Source organism: Aliihoeflea aestuarii (assembly GCF_024105665.1).
In the GTDB taxonomy this organism is placed as follows: domain Bacteria; phylum Pseudomonadota; class Alphaproteobacteria; order Rhizobiales; family Rhizobiaceae; genus Aliihoeflea; species Aliihoeflea aestuarii.
In genome coordinates this window covers 515,745-538,354 of sequence record NZ_JAAAMK010000001.1, presented here as the reverse complement: position 1 = coordinate 538,354, position 22,610 = coordinate 515,745, and the positions used below count along the sequence as shown (strand labels likewise).

Annotated in this window: 24 protein-coding genes and 1 tRNA gene; 9 read left to right on the top strand and 16 right to left on the bottom strand. The window is 61.8% G+C overall.

Features of this window, described 5'->3' with window-relative positions; genetic code table 11:
- Positions 1–60 precede the first annotated feature (60 nt).
- The gene (locus GTW25_RS02655) at positions 61–951 is read left to right on the top strand and encodes a hypothetical protein (RefSeq protein ID WP_252910420.1); all 891 of its coding nucleotides are present in this window, start codon (positions 61–63) and stop codon (positions 949–951) included.
- Here GTW25_RS02655 and GTW25_RS02650 read toward each other — a convergent pair.
- The 3 genes from GTW25_RS02650 to dcm are packed head-to-tail and all read right to left on the bottom strand — an operon-like array spanning position 946 to position 3,910.
- Entirely contained in the window at positions 946–2,202 is a 1,257-nt protein-coding gene (locus GTW25_RS02650; protein WP_252910419.1) for a type II restriction endonuclease, read from the bottom strand. The genes GTW25_RS02655 and GTW25_RS02650 overlap by 6 nt on opposite strands.
- Positions 2,203–2,706, bottom strand: a complete 504-nt coding sequence (locus GTW25_RS02645; RefSeq protein ID WP_290127855.1) for a very short patch repair endonuclease — start codon at positions 2,704–2,706, stop codon at positions 2,203–2,205.
- Entirely contained in the window at positions 2,657–3,910 is a 1,254-nt protein-coding gene (gene dcm / locus GTW25_RS02640; RefSeq protein WP_290127854.1) for a DNA (cytosine-5-)-methyltransferase, read from the bottom strand. The genes GTW25_RS02645 and dcm overlap by 50 nt, the downstream gene beginning before the upstream one ends.
- Positions 3,911–4,055: 145 nt before the next feature.
- Between dcm and GTW25_RS02635 the strand changes: the two genes are divergently transcribed.
- Positions 4,056–4,325 carry a hypothetical protein gene (locus GTW25_RS02635; RefSeq protein ID WP_252910418.1) on the top strand — a complete coding sequence of 90 codons (270 nt, stop codon included), beginning with the start codon at positions 4,056–4,058 and terminating at the stop codon, positions 4,323–4,325.
- A gap of 65 nt (positions 4,326–4,390) precedes the next feature.
- Here the strand turns inward: GTW25_RS02635 and GTW25_RS02630 are convergent, their stop codons facing one another.
- The 6 genes from GTW25_RS02630 to GTW25_RS02605 all read right to left on the bottom strand — a co-directional run bounded on the left by GTW25_RS02630 (position 4,391) and on the right by GTW25_RS02605 (position 9,227).
- Positions 4,391–4,720 carry a DUF2958 domain-containing protein gene (locus GTW25_RS02630; protein ID WP_252910417.1) on the bottom strand — a complete coding sequence of 110 codons (330 nt, stop codon included), beginning with the start codon at positions 4,718–4,720 and terminating at the stop codon, positions 4,391–4,393.
- Between the two features lie 4 nt (positions 4,721–4,724).
- Positions 4,725–4,928 carry a hypothetical protein gene (locus tag GTW25_RS02625; protein WP_252910416.1) on the bottom strand — a complete coding sequence of 68 codons (204 nt, stop codon included), beginning with the start codon at positions 4,926–4,928 and terminating at the stop codon, positions 4,725–4,727.
- A gap of 349 nt (positions 4,929–5,277) precedes the next feature.
- Positions 5,278–5,354, bottom strand: a tRNA-Arg gene (locus tag GTW25_RS02620).
- A 170-nt stretch (positions 5,355–5,524) separates the two neighbouring features.
- Positions 5,525–7,012: a sensor histidine kinase gene (locus GTW25_RS02615; protein ID WP_252910415.1), complete on the bottom strand. Its 1,488-nt coding sequence runs from the start codon at positions 7,010–7,012 to the stop codon at positions 5,525–5,527.
- Between the two features lie 27 nt (positions 7,013–7,039).
- Positions 7,040–8,470 (bottom strand): dihydrolipoyl dehydrogenase family protein, encoded by a 1,431-nt coding sequence (locus tag GTW25_RS02610; RefSeq protein WP_252910414.1) that lies wholly within the window; start codon positions 8,468–8,470, stop codon positions 7,040–7,042.
- Positions 8,471–8,483: 13 nt separating this feature from the next.
- Positions 8,484–9,227 carry a TVP38/TMEM64 family protein gene (locus tag GTW25_RS02605; RefSeq protein ID WP_252910413.1) on the bottom strand — a complete coding sequence of 248 codons (744 nt, stop codon included), beginning with the start codon at positions 9,225–9,227 and terminating at the stop codon, positions 8,484–8,486.
- A gap of 383 nt (positions 9,228–9,610) precedes the next feature.
- On the opposite strand from GTW25_RS02605, the gene rpmH reads away from it, so the two are divergent.
- From rpmH to GTW25_RS02570, 7 genes are all read left to right on the top strand, one after another.
- Complete coding sequence (rpmH, locus tag GTW25_RS02600) at positions 9,611–9,745, top strand: 50S ribosomal protein L34 (protein WP_252910412.1); 135 nt, start codon at positions 9,611–9,613, stop codon at positions 9,743–9,745.
- Positions 9,746–9,765: 20 nt separating this feature from the next.
- The gene (rnpA, locus tag GTW25_RS02595) at positions 9,766–10,104 is read left to right on the top strand and encodes a ribonuclease P protein component (RefSeq protein WP_252910411.1); all 339 of its coding nucleotides are present in this window, start codon (positions 9,766–9,768) and stop codon (positions 10,102–10,104) included.
- A 20-nt stretch (positions 10,105–10,124) separates the two neighbouring features.
- A complete protein-coding gene (gene yidC, locus GTW25_RS02590; protein WP_252910410.1) occupies positions 10,125–11,954 on the top strand; it encodes a membrane protein insertase YidC in 1,830 nt (609 codons plus the stop codon).
- 125 nt (positions 11,955–12,079) lie between these two features.
- The gene (locus tag GTW25_RS02585) at positions 12,080–12,640 is read left to right on the top strand and encodes a fasciclin domain-containing protein (protein WP_252910409.1); all 561 of its coding nucleotides are present in this window, start codon (positions 12,080–12,082) and stop codon (positions 12,638–12,640) included.
- A 104-nt stretch (positions 12,641–12,744) separates the two neighbouring features.
- Positions 12,745–13,410, top strand: coding sequence for a ribosome biogenesis GTP-binding protein YihA/YsxC (gene yihA / locus GTW25_RS02580; protein ID WP_252910408.1), 666 nt, complete (start codon positions 12,745–12,747; stop codon positions 13,408–13,410).
- Positions 13,411–13,420: 10 nt separating this feature from the next.
- On the top strand, positions 13,421–14,701 hold the full coding sequence (locus GTW25_RS02575; protein ID WP_252910407.1) for an amidohydrolase family protein: 1,281 nt from the start codon (positions 13,421–13,423) through the stop codon (positions 14,699–14,701).
- Positions 14,702–14,712: 11 nt separating this feature from the next.
- A complete protein-coding gene (locus tag GTW25_RS02570) occupies positions 14,713–14,976 on the top strand; it encodes a hypothetical protein (RefSeq protein ID WP_372493035.1) in 264 nt (87 codons plus the stop codon).
- On the opposite strand, the gene GTW25_RS02565 is transcribed toward GTW25_RS02570, so the two are convergent.
- The 7 genes from GTW25_RS02565 to GTW25_RS02535 all read right to left on the bottom strand — a co-directional run bounded on the left by GTW25_RS02565 (position 14,973) and on the right by GTW25_RS02535 (position 22,494).
- Positions 14,973–15,311, bottom strand: a complete 339-nt coding sequence (locus tag GTW25_RS02565; protein WP_252910405.1) for a formate dehydrogenase subunit delta — start codon at positions 15,309–15,311, stop codon at positions 14,973–14,975. The two genes, GTW25_RS02570 and GTW25_RS02565, sit on opposite strands and share 4 nt — an antisense overlap.
- A complete protein-coding gene (gene fdhD, locus GTW25_RS02560; RefSeq protein ID WP_252910404.1) occupies positions 15,301–16,125 on the bottom strand; it encodes a formate dehydrogenase accessory sulfurtransferase FdhD in 825 nt (274 codons plus the stop codon). Before fdhD ends, GTW25_RS02565 begins: the two co-directional genes overlap by 11 nt.
- Positions 16,126–16,338: 213 nt before the next feature.
- Positions 16,339–19,218 (bottom strand): formate dehydrogenase subunit alpha, encoded by a 2,880-nt coding sequence (gene fdhF, locus GTW25_RS02555; protein WP_252910403.1) that lies wholly within the window; start codon positions 19,216–19,218, stop codon positions 16,339–16,341.
- Between the two features lie 10 nt (positions 19,219–19,228).
- A complete protein-coding gene (locus GTW25_RS02550; protein ID WP_252910402.1) occupies positions 19,229–19,441 on the bottom strand; it encodes a DUF4287 domain-containing protein in 213 nt (70 codons plus the stop codon).
- A complete protein-coding gene (locus GTW25_RS02545) occupies positions 19,438–20,994 on the bottom strand; it encodes a formate dehydrogenase beta subunit (protein WP_252910401.1) in 1,557 nt (518 codons plus the stop codon). Before GTW25_RS02545 ends, GTW25_RS02550 begins: the two co-directional genes overlap by 4 nt.
- Positions 20,991–21,470: a formate dehydrogenase subunit gamma gene (locus GTW25_RS02540; protein WP_252910400.1), complete on the bottom strand. Its 480-nt coding sequence runs from the start codon at positions 21,468–21,470 to the stop codon at positions 20,991–20,993. The genes GTW25_RS02545 and GTW25_RS02540 overlap by 4 nt, the downstream gene beginning before the upstream one ends.
- A gap of 118 nt (positions 21,471–21,588) precedes the next feature.
- Positions 21,589–22,494: a LysR family transcriptional regulator gene (locus tag GTW25_RS02535; RefSeq protein ID WP_252910399.1), complete on the bottom strand. Its 906-nt coding sequence runs from the start codon at positions 22,492–22,494 to the stop codon at positions 21,589–21,591.
- Positions 22,495–22,610 lie beyond the last annotated feature (116 nt).

Below are 22,610 nucleotides of genomic sequence, written 5' to 3'. Positions count from 1 at the left end.
AGGATCTACACACCCGTCAGTGAATCGCCTAAAGGTTACAGAGCGAACTGACGAGGTTGAATGGACTGCCATCATCCCTATTGCCCGATGCGCCCGTCGCCAGGGACTTGGCTCGATGTCATCGATCTTCCGACGATGAGAGTCAGGCCATCAGACAAAGGCCCATTGCTCGCCTTGCTGAACAGCAATTTCAGCAAGAAGCCTTCCAATCCTCCGAAACACTTGGGCGTCCCCACACCAAACCAAGGCCTTCTCAAGCGACTGTTGGCTCACTGCCCATGCCTCCACAACCAGATTGATGTAGGTGCCACCGCTAGGGCTATGGTCCATTTCTGCGAGCTAACGCTCGGATGCCGGATTGATGCAACGAATGTCCATGACGCCTTTCTCATCCAGCACCCGGGCAAGGGTCCGGCGTTTGACCCAGCCCCCCTCGCACCTGGGGGTGACGGCGGTACCATCATGGAATTCCTGTGCAGTGAAGTGCTGCGCTCCGTTGGTATCCCGCCAATGAAACTGGATGGGCAAAACTGGCCCATCTGGCAAATGCCAGGGCATGTGCTTCTTAACGAAGGAAAGATGAACGCGCTGCGGGCCTTCGGCGACATCTTAATCCCGTGCGCGCCGACCAACCTCGTCATCTCGGTCAAGAGTGAGGCCGCACGGGAGCGATTGCTATACTCCTCCAACGCGATCGAAGGCATCGGCTTTGGGTTTTTCAAGGAGCCAGAAGAGTTCTGGACCGAAAGCCGCATGGCTTTATACAAGCGGATGCGCTTTTCGGTCATCTACATGCCAGAAGAGACGCACAATGCGGTCATTAGCCATGTACGAAGGGCCAAAACGGAAAGGCACGCGGTCAACATCAACGGTACAGAACTCTACCGCCCATTGAATATGTTTGGCGAAGACATGAAACGAGTTATCGGCCGTTCAAGTATGAAGCTATAGCGCCCGCTCCCTTTCGGTGACTATTGCGAGGAAGGCGGATAGGTCCATCAACCACGCCTGTTGGTGCGGCCTGTAGGTCTGATGTAGCCTACGGGGGACAACCAGCTGAAGCAGCTTGGTGCGCATTTCGTTAGTCTGATGCTCGGAAACGCCTGGCTCTAAAGTTAATAGGTGCTTCCGCTCGATCCGGATTGCTTCGGAAAGTACCTGACGCCAGCGATCCTTCACCGTAGACTTTGAGCCCAGCATTGTAAGGAGTGCGGTCGGGAAAGCCGCATCCCGATATTCGACCTGCCCTGGAAACAGGAAGTCTGGCTTGTTCCTGTTCTCTGTCTCGACACCATGGGCAAACCGGATTTCGTTAGCCTCAAGCACGGCGGCGATATGATTTTCCAAGGCGGCTCCGGCCCGGGACTTCCTGCGGTTCTGAACGCTCAGCGAAAACCCGATGAACCCGTCCACATCGGCACCGTCATCGAGCATGAAGCCCTGGGCAATGCGCTCGGCAACGATCCGCCGCTCCAGTCGCCGGAAAAGCTGTTCTTCCCGTTCCATCCAAAGCAGCAGCGCCTCATCCGGATCGTCACGCGCGCTGACTTCGGGGAGGGAGGACCGCGCTAAACCTGAAAGAACGGTGGTCGTCGGAAATTTCAGGCCGAACTTCTCTATGAGGCGGTCGAGCTTGTCCGCCTCTTTCTCCTCCAATTCGATGCCCAACTCATCGAGGATATATCTCGCGGCGAAATCCAGTTCGGCATCGTTGCCGTCGCCGATCTCCTGCGACTCGAATTTCATGCCGATCTGCTCGTCCAATCCAAAGAGCCAGATGAACTGGTTCCGGATGGTGCTTTCGTCGGGCGTCACAATGAACAGGACATGACCATCTGGCTTGCGCGCGAGAAAGAGGACATCACCTGGTTTCATCAACTCGGTGACGGCATTGCTCTGGTAGTAGAGCCGCCATTCCGCGCTTCGCTTGGGCTGGTTCCTTCGCGAGTCATACCAAGACAGAAAGCCTTCTTCCGACATGGCTTCCTGCTCGCCGCCGAGCCAGATGTAGGTGGCGGGAAATCGATCGTCGGCCCCGCCTTTGGGAAACTTGCGATCCTTGCTGCCGAGAATTCTCAGTAGTGGCTCAGACCCTGTGACCTCATGCTGATTGGATGCTTCAGGGTTGGCATCGACGGCTGCCAGTCGTTTGACGGCTATCCCTTCGAAATGCTCCGAAAGAAATCCACGTTTAATAGCCATTCATTCCCCCCGGATTTCCAATATCGGCTCTTCGCCCCGCAGCCAGTCGATGCATTGTCCGATGACATCATCGAACTCGAGCCGGGTGCGGCCTTTCAGACTGCACTCCCAAACGACCCCAACCCTCCATCCGAGTAGACGCAATGACTCCAATGCGCTCTGGTCAACCTCCCGGTTTCTGGCAATCTTTGCGGCCCAGAAGTCTGGCCGGGTGGTGGGCAGCCGAAAGAGATGGCAGTCGTGTCCATGCCAGAAACACCCATGCGCGAAAAGGACCGCCCGATATCGCGGAAAAACGATGTCGGGCTTACCGGGTAAGGCCCGATCATGCAGTCTAAAGCGGAACCCGGCAGCATGAAGGGCGCGCCTCAGTACCAATTCCGGCTTGGTGTTTGTGCCCCGAATGCCCGCCATCATCCGACTGCGGACTTCCGGAGATACTATGTCAGGCAACCTATGCCGCCACAGACACGCGGCCTGGACGCGTGATGACCGGGACGACATCCTGCACTGGTGGCCGCTTTTGCGTAGCTGTAATCGCCTGACTGATGAAGGGCTCGATCGCCTTGGCGACGAACTCAACGACCGGAACGACGACAGCATTCCCGAATTGTCGATACGCCTGCGTATCCGAAACCTCGATACGCCAGCGGCGGTCGCCCCTGTCGAAGCCCATCAGTCGCGCGCATTCCAACGGTGTCAGGCGGCGAGGCCGCTCGCCGGGCTGCTCGATCAGAACTTCCGATCCGTCCTTAAAATAGCGGGCGGACAGGGTGCGCGAGACATCGTTTGGCCCGAAAAGGCTATAGCCGAACCCATTGCCCTTTGCCTGATGCTTGGCCTTATAGTCCTGGAGGTACTGCCAGAGACGAGGAGTCAGCGTGTATTTCGGATCAACCTTGTCGTGCGGCTCGAGAATATCTTTGAGCTTTGGGCCAGATTTGGCATCCGGGATTTCCAGCGAAGCAAAATCAAAGTCGGTTGGATCGCGGAAGCCTACGATGAAAATGCGTTCCCGCTTTTGCGGAACCCACGGCTCCGAACTGATGACGCGATGCTGAACGTGGTAGCCCAGTTCTTCCTGCAGAGCGTGCATGATCGTTGCGAACGTCTGTCCGCCATTGTGGCGTTCGAGGTTTTTGACGTTTTCCAGCACGAAGGCTGCCGGACGATGATGAGCGATAATCTGCGCCGTATCGAAGAAGAGAGTTCCTTGGGTATCGCATAGAAAGCCGTGCGGGCGGTTCAAGGAGTTCTTCTTTGACACGCCAGCGATGGAAAACGGTTGGCAAGGGAAGCCCGCCAGAAGCACGTCATGTTCCGGTATCTTCGACGGCTCTGCAGAGAATTCGCAGATATCGCCGCCGATCTCGTGATTGTCGCGAAAGTTCAGAGAGTAGGTCTTGCGGGCACCATCATCCCATTCGGAAGTGAAAACACATCGTCCGCCTGCCGATTCAAAGCCAAGCCTCAGTCCGCCGATACCTGCGAACAGGTCGATAAACCGGAAACTCGGATTCGTAGGGTCCTCCCTGTGCCTTTCGGCGCGTTCTCGCAGGGTCCGGAGCGCCAGCTTGGGGACCCTTCCACCTTCCTCGTAGCGATATGCACTGCGGCGGGAAACCTCCAGAAAATCGGCAGCCTCTTCAATTGTCATTCCAGCCTTCTGCCTGAGCTTGGAGAATTCCGATTGTTTCCTGCTAAGCATGCGTACCTATCCGAATCGTTTGCTGTGTCGATTTTTGCCAGATTGGCACCAATCGTCCTAAGGAGCAATGGATGTTCTTTATTTGTTCCGATGCGCCTTATAGGCAATTCACAACATGCTGGGGTGCGCGGGGAGAGGACAGGCGATGAGTTTCAATTTGCCAGATGGCGATTACCCCTTCATCGATCGACGGCTTCCGCTTTCGGACATGTCGATGATCGAAGTCCCTCCTGACCTAGAAGCAATACTGAAAGATCAGTCTGCGAAAAACGGTATTGCCATCGTCCGGAACGAACCTGTCGAACTCCGATGCCATACGAAGGAATTCGGCGATGCTTGTTTCCTGATTTACTGGCCCGAAGGGCAGCGCATGCACATGCTTGCGCCCAAGGAATTTCAAACCGGGCGGGCATAGATCGCGATGACACCAATAGGTATCATCCTCAAATCAAGGTGAGTTGCCGGGAAGTGGATCGCTGCCTAAGCGACGATCCTGCATTCGCGTTGGGCATCGGCTGCGTATGCCGACAGGGGCTTCTCGGCGCGGAAATGTCGGTCGCGTTCGACTGCAAGCCGAAGCGGCCCGCGAACGGCTGAGATTTCTGCAAGGCTGGCGTATCCGAGCTCGGGGGAGCCGTGGCCGAGATCACAAAGACCGAAAAGCGTATCTTGATCGGCGGCAAGCTCGGTGAAGAGCCAAGTCGCATTCGCGTCCGGTATGAAAAGCTTCACGACCGGGAAGTGGTCGCGTTCCGATGGGTGCCCTGCATTCCTGCGGAGCCTGGTGCGGAGTTGGGATGTGAGGAGCATGGCGTCACTCCTTCTCAGTCCGGACGCGAAGGACAAGTCGGCCGGTCAACGGGATTGCGGAGAGGGAGACGTTGAAGCCGCTACCGTCGCTGTGGGACCAAGCGCAGCCGATCTTTGTCCAGTAGGCCTTTTCGCCTTCCCCATCGACTACGAAGACACCGTGAGACGGGACGTTCTTGGGTGCGGGTGTTGCTTCCTTCTTTGCCATGCTGGCCTCCTTGTCGGCCGCCCCATGCGGCCGTTCTGGAAGCCAGGAACGGAAGGATTCAGCAGGGTCTAGCTGGATGACCGCAGGGAATGCTTGCACTTGTCCATGAGCGGACCATCGGACCAACGTAGGAAGGCAGAAGAGCGGCGCGGGAGCGGCTTTTGAAGGGTAGTGGCAGGGGAGGAGACGCGGGCCATGAACCGATCTCGTACTACAAACTTGCGGAAGAAGGATCTGAAAACGAGACAGACTTGGTCTGCACTTGGTCTGGGCAGCAAAATCGGCCAAACCCTCTTTGGCGTGCGTGCCTAACAAGGGTCGTTTCGTCCAGTCTTTTCAAGGAGTTGAATGGCGCGCCCGAAAGGATTCGAACCTCTGACCCCCAGATTCGTAGTCTGGTGCTCTATCCAGCTGAGCTACGGGCGCGCGGCGATCAGGACGATCGCGGGAGCCGGCGAACCGGCACCGAAGTGGCCGTTACCTAGCCAGTGAAACGGGCAATTGCAAGCGCCTTTGGAGAAAAATGCGACGCTGGCCTCATTCCGTTCGGGCAAGTGCGGCATGGCACGGTTGCGCAAGTGCCATGTCGCGGCACCTCAAGCCGGCTTTCGGATCGCTTTGCGGGCGGTTTCGAGCGCGATCGGCTGATCGGGGATGGCAATCTCAAACACCGTGCGTCCCCCGCGCGTTTCGACGAGCTCGATCGTGCCGGAATGCGCGCGGACCAGTTCCTGCGCGACGGCAAGCCCCAGGCCCGTTCCGCCGCTGCGCGCCGCGCCGCGAAAGGCGGCAAAAAGATTGTCGCGCGCCCGTTTGGGCAGGCCGGGCCCGGTGTCCTCCACCCGGATTTTCGAGACGGTGCCTTCACGCAGCGCCGCGATGGTCAGGCGTTTCACGATCATGCCCTGATCGTCCGTCTGCATGGCCTGAAAGGCGTTGCGCGCGAGATTGGAAAGGACGCGGAAGAGCTGTTCCGGATCGGCATCGACTTCCATAGCAGCATCGACATCGTTGACGAACGCGATGTCGCTGTCCGGGGCAAGGCCGAGCAATTCGCCGACCTCTTCGGTCATCTGGCGCAGTCTGAGCTTTCGCCGCGACGGCGGCGCTTCCTGCGTACGGCCATAGGTGAGCACGCCTTCGGAATAGGAAATGGCGCGATCCAGCGTACGCACGAGCTTCGGCACGAAGGACTGGACGGTCGGATTGTCGATGAGCCGCAGGCGATCCGACAGGAGCTGTGCGGCGGCCAGCATGTTGCGCATGTCGTGGTTGATCTTGGAGACGGCAAGGCCGAGCGCCGCCAGATGGCGCTGCTCGCCGAGGGTGCGTTGCAGCTCGCCCTGCATTCTCGCCAGCTCGCCCTGGGCGATTCCGATTTCGTCGGTGCGCCGGTCGGGCTGGATGATGCGGGACGGATCGTCGGGCTTTTCCGAAAAGGCGAGCATGGACCGGGTCATCTGGCGGATTGGCCGGATCATCATGCGGTTGATAGCCCAGAAGACCAGTCCTGCGGTGATCGCCGAGATGATGAGCGAGAGGATCGCGACATTGCGCGCATAGACCAGCATTGCATCGCGCAGACCCGCATCTGCAATGAGCAACTCGAACTCCTTGTCGCTGTCGCCGACCGGCCCGTAGACGCGCAGGATGCGGTCACCTCCGAAAAAAGCGGTCGACAGGGCATCCCGGATAGCGGCAAGGGAGGATGGTGCGGCCAGCGCGACGTGCTCATCCACCTGAGGCGGCATTTCGGCAGCGATCAGCAGTTGAGACATGCCTTCCTCGCGCACGGCGATGGCCTTTGCGCCAAGGGCCGCCAGCAGATCGTCCTGCGATTCGCGCGACAGACCGGAGCCGCTCTCGTCGACGAGAACGGTGGCGACCGCCGCCGCGTTGCTCAGTCTCTCCTCGAGCCAGCGCAGCCGGAAATTGGCGATGGAAGGAATGAAGATCAGCACCTCGGCGATCAGCACGAAGAGCATGGTCAATAAAAGCAGCTTGGTGGACAGGCCGCGGCCGAGCGCAACGCGGGGTTGCGTATCCCGCGGCTTTTCTTGGTGATTGTCCTCTGTCCCCGCCAAGCGAACTGCCCTCGAATGATGCGGCTATCAGCCGAACGTCCGAAGAAACCGCACGATCCATCGCACGAACGGCTTTCGGGCCATATCCGCAAAATAGGACGTTGCGGCCCGTTTGCCAATTTCTCCATAGGTGGGATAGGGCGAGACGAAGCTGGCCACATCGCGCAGCCTCATCTTCTTGGACAGGGCCAGCGACCAGAAATTGGCCATTTCGGCCGCTCCCTTGGCCAGGATCGAGACGCCCACGATCCGGCCGCGCCTGTCGGCGACCAGCTTGATCCGGCCAATTGTCGCATGTTCGGCGCGCGCGCGGTCGTTTTCGGCAAGTGGCCACGACAGGACTCGCAAATCCTGGTAGTGCCCGCGGGCTTCCGCCTCGGTCAGGCCGATCTGCGAAAGCTCGGGATCGAGAAACACGGCGCGGGGCAGGGCGGCATAATCGACCTTTGCGGGCAAACGAAACAGCATCGCGCGGATGACGATGCCCGCGTGATAGTTCGCGACATGCGTGAATTGCGGCCCGCCCGCCGCATCGCCGATCGCATGGATGCGCCGGTTCGAACTGCGCAGCCGGTCGTCGACGATGACGCCGTCCTTGTCGTGCCGGACCCCCGCCGCGTCGAGATCGAGGGCGAAGAGGTTGGGGCGGCGTCCGGTCGCGACAAGAAGGTGCGACCCCATGATTTCAGCTTCGCCGCCGCCGTCGACACTGCGTGTGACGAGACGGATGCCTTCGCCCGATGCCTCGATCCGATCGACCGAATGACGCTCGCGAATGTCTATGCCGTCGCCGCGCAGGACATCGAGCGCCATGGCGGCGAGTTCGGAATCTTCCCGCGCAAGGCAGGTTGCGCGTTCGATCACCGTCACCCGCGCACCGAGCCGCCGGTGCGCCTGAGCCAATTCGAGCCCGACCGCACCGCCGCCCAGAATGACGAGATGGTCCGGAGGTTTGCGCAGGTCGAAGATCGTCTCGTTGGTCAGGAAATCGACCTCGCCGAGCCCGGCAATATCCGGCACGAATGGCGACGACCCCGTCGCGATGACGAAGCGGCGCGCGGTAATGCGATGATCGCCGGCGATCAGCGTATCCGCGTCGGCAAAGCGGCCCTCGGCCTGGATCACCTTGACGCCGAGACCTTCGAAGCGCTCGACGGAATCGTAGGGCGCGATCGCGTCGATGACGCCGCGCACATGATCCTGCACTGCCTGGAAGTCGATATCGGGTTCGACGGGTGTCACTCCGAAGACGCCGGCACGGCGCACCGCTTCGGCGCGGTTCGCAGCGGCGATCAACGCTTTTGATGGCACGCAGCCGTAATTCAGGCAGTCGCCGCCCATCTTGCCGCGCTCGACCAGAACGACTTCCACGCCGAAGGTGGCTGCGGCGGCTGCGACCGACAACCCTCCCGATCCGGCGCCGATGACGCATATGTCGGGCGTGAGGAACTGCGGCATGAGGGAGATCCGATCAGTCTGCGGAGGAGGCTTTCGAGGTCGTCCGATGCGTCCAGTAGGTTTTAAGCGCTGCCGCCAGAACCGCAAGCAGCGCAAGGCCGGTGAGCGCGAGCGTGATCTGGGGCGTGACGATGTCGGCGAGGGTGGGGGCGCGTCCGGTGGCATTGGTCGCGTCCAGAACGCTGTCGATGCCCTGTCCGAGAAAGGCGAGCGTGAAGGTACCGGGCAAGATGCCGAGGAAGGTGGTCGCGATATAGGTGGACAACCGCACCTTGAAGAGTGCGGGGGCGACATTGACGACGAAGAACGGAAACAGCGGCGTCATGCGAAGAACGAGCAAATAGAAGAAGGCATTGTCCTCGAACCCTTCGGAAAGGGCCGCGACGCGGCCCTTGACCCGGCTGCGAAGCGCATCGCCCACGGCCGAGCGTGCGGCGAGAAAGACGAGCGTCGCGCCTATGGTCGCCGATATCGCGACGGTAACGCCAGCCGTCGTCCAGCCGAACAGAAAGCCGCCGAAGACGGTCAGCACGCCAGCGACGGGCAGCGCGAAGGCCGTAACGATCATATAGACGAGGCCGAAAAGAAGCGGAGCCATGACGCCGAGCCTTGCGACCTCCGTCTCCAGCGTTTCCTTTTGTTCGGCAAGTTCGGCGAATGTCAGATAGTCATGCAGGCCGAGCGCATAGGCCGTGCCGAGCCCGGCTGCGATGACGATGAGCGGCAGGAAGCGCCAGATCGAACGGGCCGTTTTCATGGTGGATTTCCTTGCCCGTGCGGGTTGGACGCGCGAGGCAACGAGTTCGCGGCGCTGCGATGATTCCGTCCTGTCTTTGGCATTGGCCATACCGGCGCGCAAGACGAACTCCGTGACGATTGTGCCTGACATCGTGCCGGGAAGAAGGGCGGGCAATGCCCCGCGTGCGGGTCTCAAGCCCAATTGAGCAGTGCGTGATCCCCGATCACTTAGCTGTGACGAAGTGTCATGCGGTCCGATTGACTCGCGCGGGGGTTCTCCCTATAAGCCGGCACACGCTCGGGCCAGGGTTCCGGCGCGATTTTTCTCGCGTGCGACCGGCCGATGCTACTCGTCCTATGAGACAGCTATCAAGAAGGGCCGCACGCCGCGGTATTAAATAAATGAAGCGCACTTATCAGCCATCCAAGCTCGTCCGTAAGCGCCGCCACGGTTTTCGTGCGCGCATGGCCACCAATGGTGGTCAAAAGGTAATCGCGGCTCGTCGCGCGCGCGGTCGCAAGCGCCTGTCCGCCTGAACGCGTCCCGGGCCGGACAATTGACCGACCGGCCGCATGGCAAGCCTCCGGTGCGCTTGAAGAAGCGCGCCCAGTTTCTGGCCGTTCGCCGGGGCGAGAAGCGCCGCGGACGGCTTTTTCTCGTTGAGGCGCTGCGGCGTGACGACGCGGGTGAGCCACGATTCGGCCTCACCGTCACCAAGAAGGTCGGCAATGCGGTGGTTCGCAACCGGATACGCCGCCGGCTCAGGGAAGCGATCCGCGTCCATGCGACGCGTGACATGACACCCGGCACCGACTATGTCGTCGTCGGTCGCCGCGAACTGCTCAAGACGCCGTTCGATGAATTGAAGGCAGAACTCTCCCGCCGGTTTCGTTAAGCGGGGATAGGGATTCCTTGATGGAAAACAATCGCAATTTCTTCATCACGATCGCGCTGTCCATCGTGATCCTCACGCTCTGGCAGGTGTTCTATATGAACCCCCGGGTCGAGGCGCAGCGCGAAGCGGCCGAACTTGAGGCGCAGCGCACCCAACAGGTCCAGACCCAGACGATGCCGGGCCAGACGGGCGATGGAGAGATACCCAGCGCGACGGGGGCGGGATCGCAGGCGACCGTGCCGGGAAGTGGTGGCGGCGCGACCGCGCCATTGAACCGTCAGGGTGCTCTCGCCGAGACCAGCCGCATCGCGATCGATACGCCGCGCCTGTCCGGGTCGATCAATCTGACCGGCGCGCGGATCGACGATCTCCTGCTGAAGGATTATCGCGTCACCGTCGAGCCGAATTCGCCGAACATCGAACTCCTGAACCCGTCCGCCGTGTCCGACGGTTACTATGCCGAGATCGGCTATGTCGGCCAGCCGACTGCCGGTGACCTGCCCGGTCCGCAGACGGTCTGGAGCGTCGAGGGCAACCCGCAGCTCACGCAGGACAACCCGGTCACGCTGACCTATACCAATGATGCGGGCCTGACCTTCGCGCGCACCATCGCGGTCGACGCCGATTACATGTTCACCATCTCGGACACTGTCGCCAACGAAGGCGAGCAGCCGGTCGAACTGATGAATTACGGCCGCATCACGCGTGTCGGTACGCCGCGGATCGAAGGCATCTTCGTTCTCCATGAAGGTCTCATCGGCGTCACCGGCACCGAGGGGCTTCAGGAAATCGACTATTCGACGCTCGCCGAGGACCGCCAGATCACGCCGGGTCGCAGCGATGATGGCTGGCTCGGCATCACCGACAAATACTGGGCCGTCGCTCTCGTGCCGCCGACCGGCCAGTCGTTCCAGCCGCGCTATTCCTACTTCGACGATGGGCGGGTGCGCTATCAGGCGGATTACCTGTCGGATGCGGTCGCCATCGCGCCGGGTCAGTCCTCGTCGGTCGAAAGCCGCGTTTTCGCGGGCGCCAAGGTCGTCGGCGTCATCGACGGCTATGAAGACGCGTACAACATCCGCCAGTTCGAACTCCTGATCGACTGGGGCTGGTTCTATTTCATCACCAAGCCGATGTTCTTCGTCATCGACTGGTTCTTCCGCCTGTTCGGCAATTTCGGTGTCGCCATCCTCGCGACCACCGTCGTCGTCAAGCTGATCTTCTTCCCGCTCGCCAACAAATCCTACGTGTCGATGGCGAACATGAAGAAGGTGCAGCCGAAGCTGATGGAAATCCGCGAGAAATACGCGGACGACAAGATGAAGCAGCAGCAGGAGATGATGGCGCTCTACAAGGAAGAGAAGATCAATCCGATTGCCGGCTGCTGGCCGATCCTCTTGCAGATCCCTGTCTTCTTCGCGCTCTACAAGGTGATCTACGTGACGATCGAAATGCGTCACGCGCCGTTCTTCGGCTGGATCAACGATCTGTCCGCGCCCGATCCGACATCGATCTTCAACCTGTTCGGACTTCTGCCCTACGACGTGCCGGGCTTCCTGCTCATCGGCATCTGGCCGATCATCATGGGCGTCACGATGTTCCTGCAGATGCGCATGAACCCGACGCCGCCCGATCCGACGCAGGCAATGATCTTCAACTGGATGCCGGTCGTGTTCACCTTCATGCTGGCGACGTTCCCGGCCGGTCTCGTGATCTACTGGGCCTGGAACAACACCCTGTCCGTTCTCCAGCAGGGCCTGATCATGAAACGCCAGGGCGCCAAGATCGAGCTTTGGGACAATCTGACGGGGATCTTCAAAAAGAAGAAAAAAGATCAGCCAGCCGAATGACCGAAGAGCCCCGCCCCGAGCGGGGCTTTCTTTTGCAGTCACGGAACGGTGAAGACTGAAACTTATTCGCCAACGTGCCGTGTCTCCTCCCGTCAAATTCACTTTATTCCAACGGGAGAGGCATCATGAAATCATTCTCGATCAAGGCGCTCGCCATGAGTGCGGCCATCGCTTGCGCAGCGCCGGCCATGGCACAGATGGCGCAGGAAAACCCGACCGTCGGCGGCGCGCCGATGCTGGTCGAACGCAATATCGTCGAAAACGCCGTCAACTCGCCGGTTCACACGACACTCGTTGCAGCCGTTCAGGCGGCGGATCTCGCCGGTACGCTTTCCGGCCCCGGCCCGTTCACCGTCTTCGCGCCGGTCAATGACGCATTCGCCATGCTGCCGGCCGGCACGGTCGATACGCTGCTTCAGCCGGCGAACAGGGATCAACTCGTCGCCGTTCTGACCTACCACGTCGTGCCCGGCAAGCTCACCGGTTCCGACCTCCTTCGCCGTGCGAATGCCGGCGGCGCCGAGGCGCAGCTCACCACCGTGCAGGGCGAGGCATTGACGGTCGTTCCCTCCGGTCGCGGCGTTGCGGTCATGGACGGAAACGGCACCACCAGTGTGGTGACGACTGCGGACGTCAACCAGTCGAACGGCGTCATCCACGTCGTCAACCGCGTTCTCCTGCCCTGATCGGTAAGGGATTTTCAGCCGGCGCTGTCACCAGCGCCGGCTTTTTCTTGACAAGCCTGCCTGAACGCTCAATGCCTGCCGACCACAGGCATGGAGATGGCGTTTTGAGCGACACCACGAACGAGACGGAAGCTGCGGCGCGGGCGCTGCCGTTCCCCCACGACTGGATATTCATCCGCGGCGTTCCCGCGATGAAGTTCCTGCCGCCCGAGGGGCCTCCCGAGATCGCCTTCGCGGGGCGCTCGAATGTGGGCAAGTCGTCGCTGATCAACGCGCTCGTTGGCCGCAAAGGGCTGGCGCGCACCTCGAACACGCCCGGCCGCACGCAGGAACTCAACTATTTCGTGCCGGACGGCTATTCGGGCGAGGCGGGCGACCTGCCGCCGATGGCGCTCGTCGATATGCCCGGCTATGGCTTCGCCAAGGCTCCCAAAAGCCAGGTCGACGCCTGGACGAAGCTCGTCTTCGATTATCTGAAAGGCCGCGTGACGCTGAAACGCGTCTATCTCCTGATCGACTCGCGGCACGGCATCAAGAAGAACGACGAGGAGGTCATGGACCTGCTCGACAAGGCAGCGGTGTCCTATCAGGTCGTCCTGACGAAGACCGACAAGATCAAGGCGGCGGGCATCGCCCCGCTCATCGAGGACACGATCTCACGCATCAAGCGGCGACCGGCCGCCTTTCCCGCCGTGCTCGCCACCTCGTCGGAAAAGGGCGAGGGGATGGACGATCTGCGCGACGCGATCATGATCGCCATATCGGATTGAGGGCAGGGACATGAACTTCGACCTGATCGTCAAGGGCGGAACGTTTGCCGACGGGCGCGTCGCCGATATCGGCATTCGCGGCGACCGCATAATTGCCATCGAACCACGCATCGAGGCCGATGCGCGCGAGGTGATCGACGTCACTGGAGACCTCGTTTCGCCGCCTTTCGTCGACCCGCATTTCCATATGGATGCGACGCTCTCCTACGGTACGCCGCGCATCAACGCGTCCGGAACGCTGCTGGAGGGCATCGGCCTGTGGGGCGAATTGAAGCCGCTGCTCACGCACGAGGCCGTGAAGGAACGCGCGCTTGCCTATTGCGACTGGGCGGTCTCGATGGGGCTGCTCGCCATCCGAACCCATGTCGATACCTGCGACGACCGGCTTCTGGCCGTCGAGGCGCTGCTCGACGTCAGGAAGACCGTCGCGCCCTATCTCGACCTGCAACTCGTCGCCTTTCCGCAGGACGGATTCTATCGCGACCCGACCGCCCGGCAGAACACTATCCGTGCGCTCGACATGGGCGTCGATGTGGTCGGCGGCATCCCGCATTTCGAGCGCACGATGGCCGACGGCACCCGCTCGGTGACGGAACTGTGCGAAATCGCGGCGGAGCGCGGCCTGATGGTCGACATGCATTGCGACGAGACGGACGACCCGATGTCGCGCCATATCGAGCAACTTGCTTATGAAGCGCAGCGGCTGGGATTGCAGGGCAAAGTGAACGGCTCGCACCTGACTTCCATGCACTCGATGGACAATTATTACGTCTCCAAGCTTCTGCCGCTGATTGCCGAAGCAGGCGTCTCAGTGGTGCCGAACCCGCTGATCAATATTGTCATCCAGGGCCGCCACGACACCTATCCAAAACGTCGGGGCATGACGCGCGTGCCCGAACTGCTGAAGGCCGGCATCCGCGTCGGCTTCGGCCAGGATTGCGTGCTCGATCCGTGGTATCCGCTCGGCACCGCCGACATGCTGGACGTTGCCTTCATGGGGCTGCACGTCGCTCAGATGACGAGCCCCGCCGATATGCGGCGCTGTTTCGACATGGTGACGACGGAGAATGCAGCCATTCTCGGTCTTGAGGATTATGGTCTTGAAGCGGGAAAGATGGCGAGCCTCGTCGTGCTCGACGCTGGCAATCCAATCGAAGCGCTCAGGCTGCGTCCCGACAGGCTGGCGGTTGTGTCGAAAGGCAAAATTGTTTCCCGGCAGGCACGCAACGATGCGCGGCTCGTTATCGATGGCCGGCCGGCAAGCGTAAGACGACGCCACCGGGCGGATTGATGGAGGATCGAATGCGGGTTTTGGTTCTTGCGTGTCTTGCGCTGGGTCTTTCGGCCTGCACGACATTGACACAAGAAGAGCGTCGCGCGATCGATGAAGACACTTGCCGGTCCTACGGTTTCCGCCCCGGCACGGATGCCTTCGCCGCATGTCTGCAACGCATCGATCTCGACCGCCGTGCGGATGCCCGTGCGAACCGGGCCGAATTCGATCGCTGGGCATCGCGCCCGGCCGTCATCTACCAACCGGTCTACGTTCCGGTCCGTCGCAATTAGCCTTGCGAGGCCGCGATGCGCGACTTGGTTTCGCCCGCTTCTTCGCCCTTGTCGCCCGGAACGCCGGCATTGGCCTGAACGGCCTGCTGCGCCGTCACGGGTTCGCCCGGTCGGCGGATCGTCGCTGCGGCTTCGATGACAAGTGGCCTCAGACCCTCGCCGCCGGCATCGAAAATCTGGAAGAACTGACCGCGCATGCGCGGTTCCCAGAATTTGTTGATGTGCTCCGCGACGCCCGCGACGCCCAGATCGTGCGGCTTCGATTCGAAGAAGGTCGCGATCTGGTTCGCCATGCGGATCAGCTTGGCGTCACGGTCGGCCGGATTATGCGACATGGCGGCTGCCTTCGAAAATCACGCGTTCTGGGTGGGTGAAGACGTCGAACTCGGCCCCGCGAACGAGCGCGACGAGCGTCATGCCCGCTTCCTCGGCCGTGCGGATGGCGAGCGCCGTCGGGGCGGACACGGCGATGATGAAGGATGCGCCGATCGCAGCCGTCTTCTGCACCATCTCGACCGAAACGCGGCTGGTGACGACGACTGCACCGCTCGCCCCGTCGCTCCCGGACTTTGCAAGCGCGCCGGCAAGTTTGTCGAGCGCGTTGTGACGGCCGACATCCTCGCGCGCCGCGATTACACCCTCCAAGGGGTCGAAAAAGCCCGCAGCATGGACCGCGCCGGTCTGGCGGTGAAAAGTCTGATGCGCGGAAAGCTGCTCGACGGCCCGGATGATGTGTGCTGCTGAGAGAGTAAGTCCAGTCTTACCGACTGCATCGACAGAGCGCATCGCCTCATCGATGGATTCGATGCCGCACAGCCCGCATCCGACGGGTCCGGCAAGTCGGCGGCGACGTGCTTCGAATTTCCGGTTCGCCTGATCTTTCAATCGAATCTGGATATCGATGCCCGCGCCGGCGTCCACGATGTCTATCGTTTCGACTTCGTCGGCCGTATCGATGATCCCTTCCGTGATCGAGAAACCCAAAGCGAAATCGTCGAGATCGGCCGGCGAGGCCATCATCACTGCATGCGTCGTGCCGCCATAGGAGAGCGCCACCGGCGTCTCCTCCGGCACGGTGCGGTCGGCGGTCGTCGTGCCGGTGGCGCGATGCGCGACGCGGGTTCGGGCGGTGAGGGCGGGGCGGGTCATGCCAACCGACCTGTGGAATGTCGGCGCTCGACGTCGCCCCCCTCTGTCCGGCCGGCTGCCCTGGCCCGAGCCACGGGTCTCGGCCCGTCCTTCGGACCCCCCGCACGGGGGGAGATCAGCCAACCGCCGAGGTCGACGCGCGTGAGCTCCCTCCTTGCGGGGGAGATGTCCGGCAGGACACAAGGGGGCGCGACGAAACTCGGCATCTCGATCCTACTCCGCCGCTTCCAGCGGGCGCTCGATCTGGCGCGAGCGGCGCGACAAATCTTCGTATTCCTCCTGCCAGCCGCTCGGCCCGTTGGACGGGTTCACCTGCACCGCCGTCACCTTGTATTCGGGGCAGTTGGTCGCCCAGTCGGAGAAGTCCGTGGTGATGACGTTCGCCTGCGTCTCAGGGTGGTGGAAGGTCGTGTAGACGACGCCCGGCGCGACTTTTTCGGTGATCGTCGCGCGCAAGGTCGTCTCGCCCGATCGCGAGGCCAGCCGCACCCAGTCACCTTCGCGCACGCCGCGTTGTTCGGCGTCGTGCGGATGGATTTCCAGAATATCCTCGTCATGCCACACGATATTTTCGGTGCGCCGCGTCTGCGCGCCGACATTGTATTGGCTGAGGATGCGGCCGGTGGTCAAAAGCAGCGGGAAGCGCGGACCCGTCTTCTCGTCGGTTGCGACATATTCGGTGCGGATGAACTTGCCCTTGCCGCGTACGAAACCGTCGACATGCATGATCGGCGTGCCTTCCGGCGCCTTCTCGTTGCAGGGCCACTGCACGGAGCCCATCTGATCCAGATAGTCGTAAGAAACCTTGGCGAAGGAAGGCGTCGTCTTGGCGATCTCGTCCATGATTTCCGACGGATGCGCATAGGCCCAGGCCAGCCCCATCGTCTGTGCGAGCTTCTGCGTCACTTCCCAGTCGGCCAGACCGTTCTTCGGCGTCATCACGCGGCGCACGCGGTTGATGCGGCGTTCCGCATTGGTGAAGGTGCCGTCTTTTTCGAGGAAGGTCGAACCCGGCAGGAAGACATGCGCGTAACGCGCCGTCTCGTTGAGGAAGAGGTCGTGGACGACCACGCATTCCATCGCCTCGAGGCCAGCCGAAACGTGCTTGGTGTCGGGGTCCGACTGAAGGATGTCCTCGCCCTGGATGTAGATGCCCTTGAACGTGCCGTCGACGGCGGCGTCGAGCATGTTGGGGATGCGCAGGCCCGGTTCATTGTCGAGCTTTGTGCCCCAAAGGCTTTCGTAGATATCACGCACCGCATCGCCCGAGATATGGCGGTAGCCGGGCAGTTCATGCGGGAACGAGCCCATATCGCATGCGCCCTGCACGTTGTTCTGGCCGCGTAGCGGGTTCACGCCGACGCCGCGCCGTCCGATATTGCCGGTCGCCATGGCAAGGTTCGCGATCGCCATGACGGTCGTCGACCCTTGGGAATGCTCGGTGACGCCGAGCCCGTAATAGATCGCCCCGTTTCCGCCTGTGGCGTAGAGGCGCGCCGCTTCGCGGATGCGTTCGGCCGGCACGCCCGACAACTTCTCGACCTCTTCGGGCGAATGCCGCTCCTCGGCGACGAACGACGCCCAGTCCTCGAACTCCGACCAGTCGCAGCGTTCGCGGATGAACGCCTCGTCGAAGAGACCTTCTGTGACGATGACATGCGCAAGGGACGTGACGACCGCGACGTTGGTGCCGGGCAGCAAAGGCAGATGCACGTCGGCCTTTGCATGGACGGAATGGACCGTCTCGGTTTCGCGCGGATCGAGAACGATCAGCTTCGCGCCCTGACGAATGCGTTTTTTCATGCGCGAGGCGAAAACGGGGTGCGCGGCGGACGGGTTCGCGCCGATCACCATGATGACGTCGGTGTCTTCGACGGAATCGAAATCCTGCGTGCCGGCCGAGGTGCCGTAGGTCTGGCCGAGGCCGTAGCCGGTCGGTGAGTGGCAGACGCGCGCGCAGGTGTCGACATTGTTATTGCCGAAACCCTGCCGGATCAGCTTCTGGACGAGATAGGTTTCCTCGTTGGTGCAGCGCGACGAGGTGATGCCGCCGATGGAGGTGCGACCGTATTGATACTGGATGCGGCGGAACTCTGCTGTGACATGGGCGAAGGCTTCCTCCCAGGACACCTCGCGCCACGGGTCGGTGATCTTCTCGCGGATCATCGGGCTGGTGATGCGGTCCTTGTGGGTGGAGTAGCCATAGGCGAAGCGGCCTTTGACGCAGGAATGGCCGCGATTGGCCTTGCCGTCCTTCCACGGCACCATGCGCACCAGTTCCTCGCCGCGCATCTCCGCCTTGAACGAACAGCCGACGCCGCAATAGGCGCAGGTCGTCACGACCGAATGTTCGGGCTGGCCGATCTCGATGACCGACTTTTCCGTCAGCGTCGCAGTCGGGCAAGCCTGCACGCAGGCCCCGCAGGACACGCATTCGGATGCCAGAAAGCTCTCATGCATTCCGGGTGAAACGCGGCTGTCGAAACCGCGCCCTTCGATCGTCAGCGCGAAGGTGCCCTGCACTTCCTCGCAGGCACGCACGCAGCGCGAGCACACGATGCATTTCGAGGGATCATAGGTGAAATAGGGATTCGACTCGTCCTTCGGCATGAAGCGGAAGTTCGCCGCATCGTCATGCTTGCGGAAAACGTGGTTGTCGCCCTCATAGCCGTAGCGCACGTCGCGCAGGCCGACCGCGCCCGCCATGTCCTGCAATTCGCAATCGCCATTCGCCGCACAGGTCAGGCAGTCGAGCGGATGGTCGGAGATATAAAGCTCCATCACGCCGCGGCGGATGTCCTTCAACCGGCCGGTCTGCGTGTGGACGACCATGCCGGGCACGACCGGCGTCGTGCAGGACGACGGCGTGCCGTTGCGGCCTTCGATCTCGACGAGGCAGAGGCGGCACGAGCCGAAGGCATCGACCATGTCGGTCGCGCACAGTTTCGGGATCGCGATGCCGGCCTCCATCGAGGCGCGCATGACCGATGTGCCTTCCGGCACGGTCACGGTGCGACCGTCGACGGTGAGCGTGATCTGCTTTTCGGCCTTCGAGGCCGGCGTGCCGTAGTCGATTTCGGTGATGAGACCCATGGGAATGCTCCTAGCGGTCCTTGTTCTCGGCAAGCGTGTGCGCGACGAGTGCATTGGCATGGCCGTGACCGAGACCATGCTCGCTCTTCAGCCAGTTCACGATGTCCATGTGCTTCGCGCCGGCCTTGTCGCGAACAAGCGTCTTCCAATGGTCGATAGGCTGGCCATAATTCTTTTCGATCGAAGGAAAGTAGGAGGCCGGGCCTTTGACTTTCTCGCTCATTCGGCGGCCTCCCTCATTTCGCGCGGCGTGAAATCCTCCGGGAAATGCGTCATCGCGCTCATCACCGGATAGGGCGTGAAGCCGCCGAGCGCGCAGAGCGATCCGAACTTCATCGTGTTGCAAAGATCGGCGACGAGCGCACGATTCTTCTCCGGTTCGATGCCGGCTCCGATCTTGTCGAGCGTTTCGACGCCGCGCGTCGAGCCGATGCGGCAGGGCGTGCACTTGCCGCAGCTCTCGATGGCGCAGAACTCCATCGCGAACCGCGCCTGGCTGAGCATGTCGGCGCTGTCGTCGAACACGGTGATGCCGGCATGGCCGATCAATCCGTCCTTGGCCGCGAACGCTTCGTAGTCGAATGGCGTGTCGAACAGCGCGCGCGGAAAATATGCGCCGAGCGGTCCGCCGACCTGCACGGCCTTCACCGGCCGCCCCGTCGCCGTTCCGCCGCCGATCTCGTCGATGATTTCGCCGAGCGACATGCCGAACGCGGCTTCGAAGAGGCCGCCATGCTTCACGTTCCCGGCGATCTGGATCGGGATCGTGCCGCGCGAGCGACCGAGGCCGAAATTCTTGTAGTGCTCCGCGCCCTTGTCGAGAATGACCGGCACGGAGGCAAGCGAGATGACGTTGTTGACGACGGTCGGCTTGCCGAACAGCCCTTGAAGGGCAGGCAAAGGCGGCTTGGCGCGCACCACACCGCGCTTGCCTTCGAGCGAGTTCAAAAGCGAGGTTTCCTCGCCGCACACATAGGCGCCCGCACCGACGCGGACCTCGATTTCGAAGAGATGCTGCGAGCCGAGCACGTTCCAGCCGAGGACGCCCGCTTCCCGCGCGATCTCGATCGCCGCGCGCATCGCCTGTATCGCGTGCGGATATTCGGAGCGGATATAGATATAGCCCTTGGTCGCACCCGTCGCGATGCCGGCGATCGCCATGCCCTCGATCAGGACGAACGGGTCGCCCTCCATGATCATCCGGTCGGCGAAGGTCGCGCTGTCGCCTTCGTCGGCATTGCACACGATATATTTGTTGGCGGCCTTGGCATCATGAACGGTCTGCCACTTGATGCCGGTCGGGAACCCCGCACCGCCGCGTCCGCGCAGCCCGGATTCCGTCACGACCTTGACGATATCGAGCGGTGCGAGCGCGACGGCTTTCTCAAGCCCCGCCAGCCCGCCATGGGCGCGGTAATCGTCCAGCGAAAGCGGATCGGTGATGCCGCAGCGCGCGAAGGTCAGGCGCGTCTGGCGAGCCAGAAACGGAATCTCCTCGGGCCGTCCCAGACGCTTTTCGTGTGCACCGCCATCGAGCAGCCCGGCATCGAGAAGCGCGCCGATTTCGGATGGCTTGACCGGACCATAGGCGATGCGACCGTCATCGGTCGCCACCTCGACCATCGGCTCCAGCCAGTAGAGCCCGCGCGATCCTGTGCGCACAATCTTCGCGTCGACCCCGCGCGCGTCGATCTGCGCCTGAAGGGCTTTGACGACCTTCTCCGCGCCGACCGCCAGCGCGCCGGAATCCTTCGGGATGTAGAGCGTGGTGGTCATGCGCTCACCTGCGAGACGATTTCCTCGAGACGGTCCGCATCGAGCCGGCCGATCACCTCGCCATCGACCATCGCGGCGGGCGCGCAGGCGCAAAGGCCGAGGCAGTAGACAGGTTCCAGCGTCACCGCGCCGTCGGCCGATGTCTCGTGGAAACCGATGCCGAGCAATTGCTTGAGCTTCGCCGCCAGCGCGTCGCCGCCCATCGACTGGCACGCCTCCGCGCGGCACAGCTTGACGACGTGCCGTCCAGCCGGTTCACGGCGGTAGTCGTGATAGAAGGTGACGACGCCATGGACTTCTGCGCGGGAGAGATTGAGCGCTTCGGCGATCACCGGAAGCGCGTCCTGCGGCACATGGCCGAATTCGTCCTGCACGCCATGAAGAATGGGCAATAGCGGCCCTTCGAGTTCCTTGAACTCGTCGATGATGGCAGCGGTTCGCGCTGCGATCTGGGTACCTGCCTGCTGCATCGTCATGCAGCGCCCTCCCTGACCATAAATATACAATTCCTATGAAGCCGCAGAAATGCGGCGGAATCAATAAAGCGAAATCGTCGTACGATAGAAGATCTCTATCGATGACGATCAATGAAGCTTAGGCGAGGGCTGCGGCGTCGAAATCGCCTGCCAGCGTCATCGCCTCTTCCAGAAGCGCCGCGACGAGCGGCGTATGCGGCTCGCGTTCGGCGGCCACGAGGCCGACCAGATGGCTGGCGTCCGGCTCTACGATGGGGATGGCGCGGATCGGCTCTGCGAAACCGAATGTCTCGGCAAGGTTGAGCGGCATGATCGACGCCCATTTGCCGGTTCGGATATGCGAAAACAGAACGATCATCGAGTTCGATTCCAGCGTCGGCCGAGCGGTGCTGCCGGCTTCCGCGAGATGCTGGTCGATGATGCGCCGGTTCTGCATGTCGGGCGTCAACAGGCAGAGCGGCACGTTGGAGACCTCCGCCCAGGTCACGGATTTGCGGTCGGAAAACTCCGTACCGGCGGCGGTGATGAGTTGGTAGCGCTCCGAATAAAGCGGCACCGAAACGACGCGGCCGAGCGGCTCGTTGTCGAGATAGGTGATGCCGACATCGATGTCGAAATTGCCGAGCAGCGACAGGACCTCGATCGATGTACGCGACAGAACCGAAAAGGTGACGCCCGGATGCCTCTCGCGAAACGGCGTCGTCAGGCGCGGGATCATCGCAAGTGCGGTGGGGATGGCGGCGATGCGGATGCGTCCCGAAAGCCCGTGCCGCGCCGCGCGCATTTCTTCGCGCATCGTGCGTGCATCACCGGTGATGCGCCGTGCCCAGATCAGCACCTGCTCGCCCTCGGCAGTCAATCCCTGAAAACGTGAGCCGCGCTTGACAAGCATGACGCCGAGTTGATCTTCCATCTGCTTGATCGCGGCCGAAAGCGTCGGCTGCGTGATGCCGAGCTCGTCGGCCGCCCGCCCGAAATGTTGCGCCTTGGCAAGTGCGATGAAGAATTCGAGCTTGTCGATCATGGCCTTGTCTTGCCGGAAAATATGTGCGGGCATCGCCCGGAACTTTGATATCGGGATTGTGCGGGTTAAAGTCAGGGCTACCTATTTCGGACTAGCTTGCTGCGCAGGACCCTATC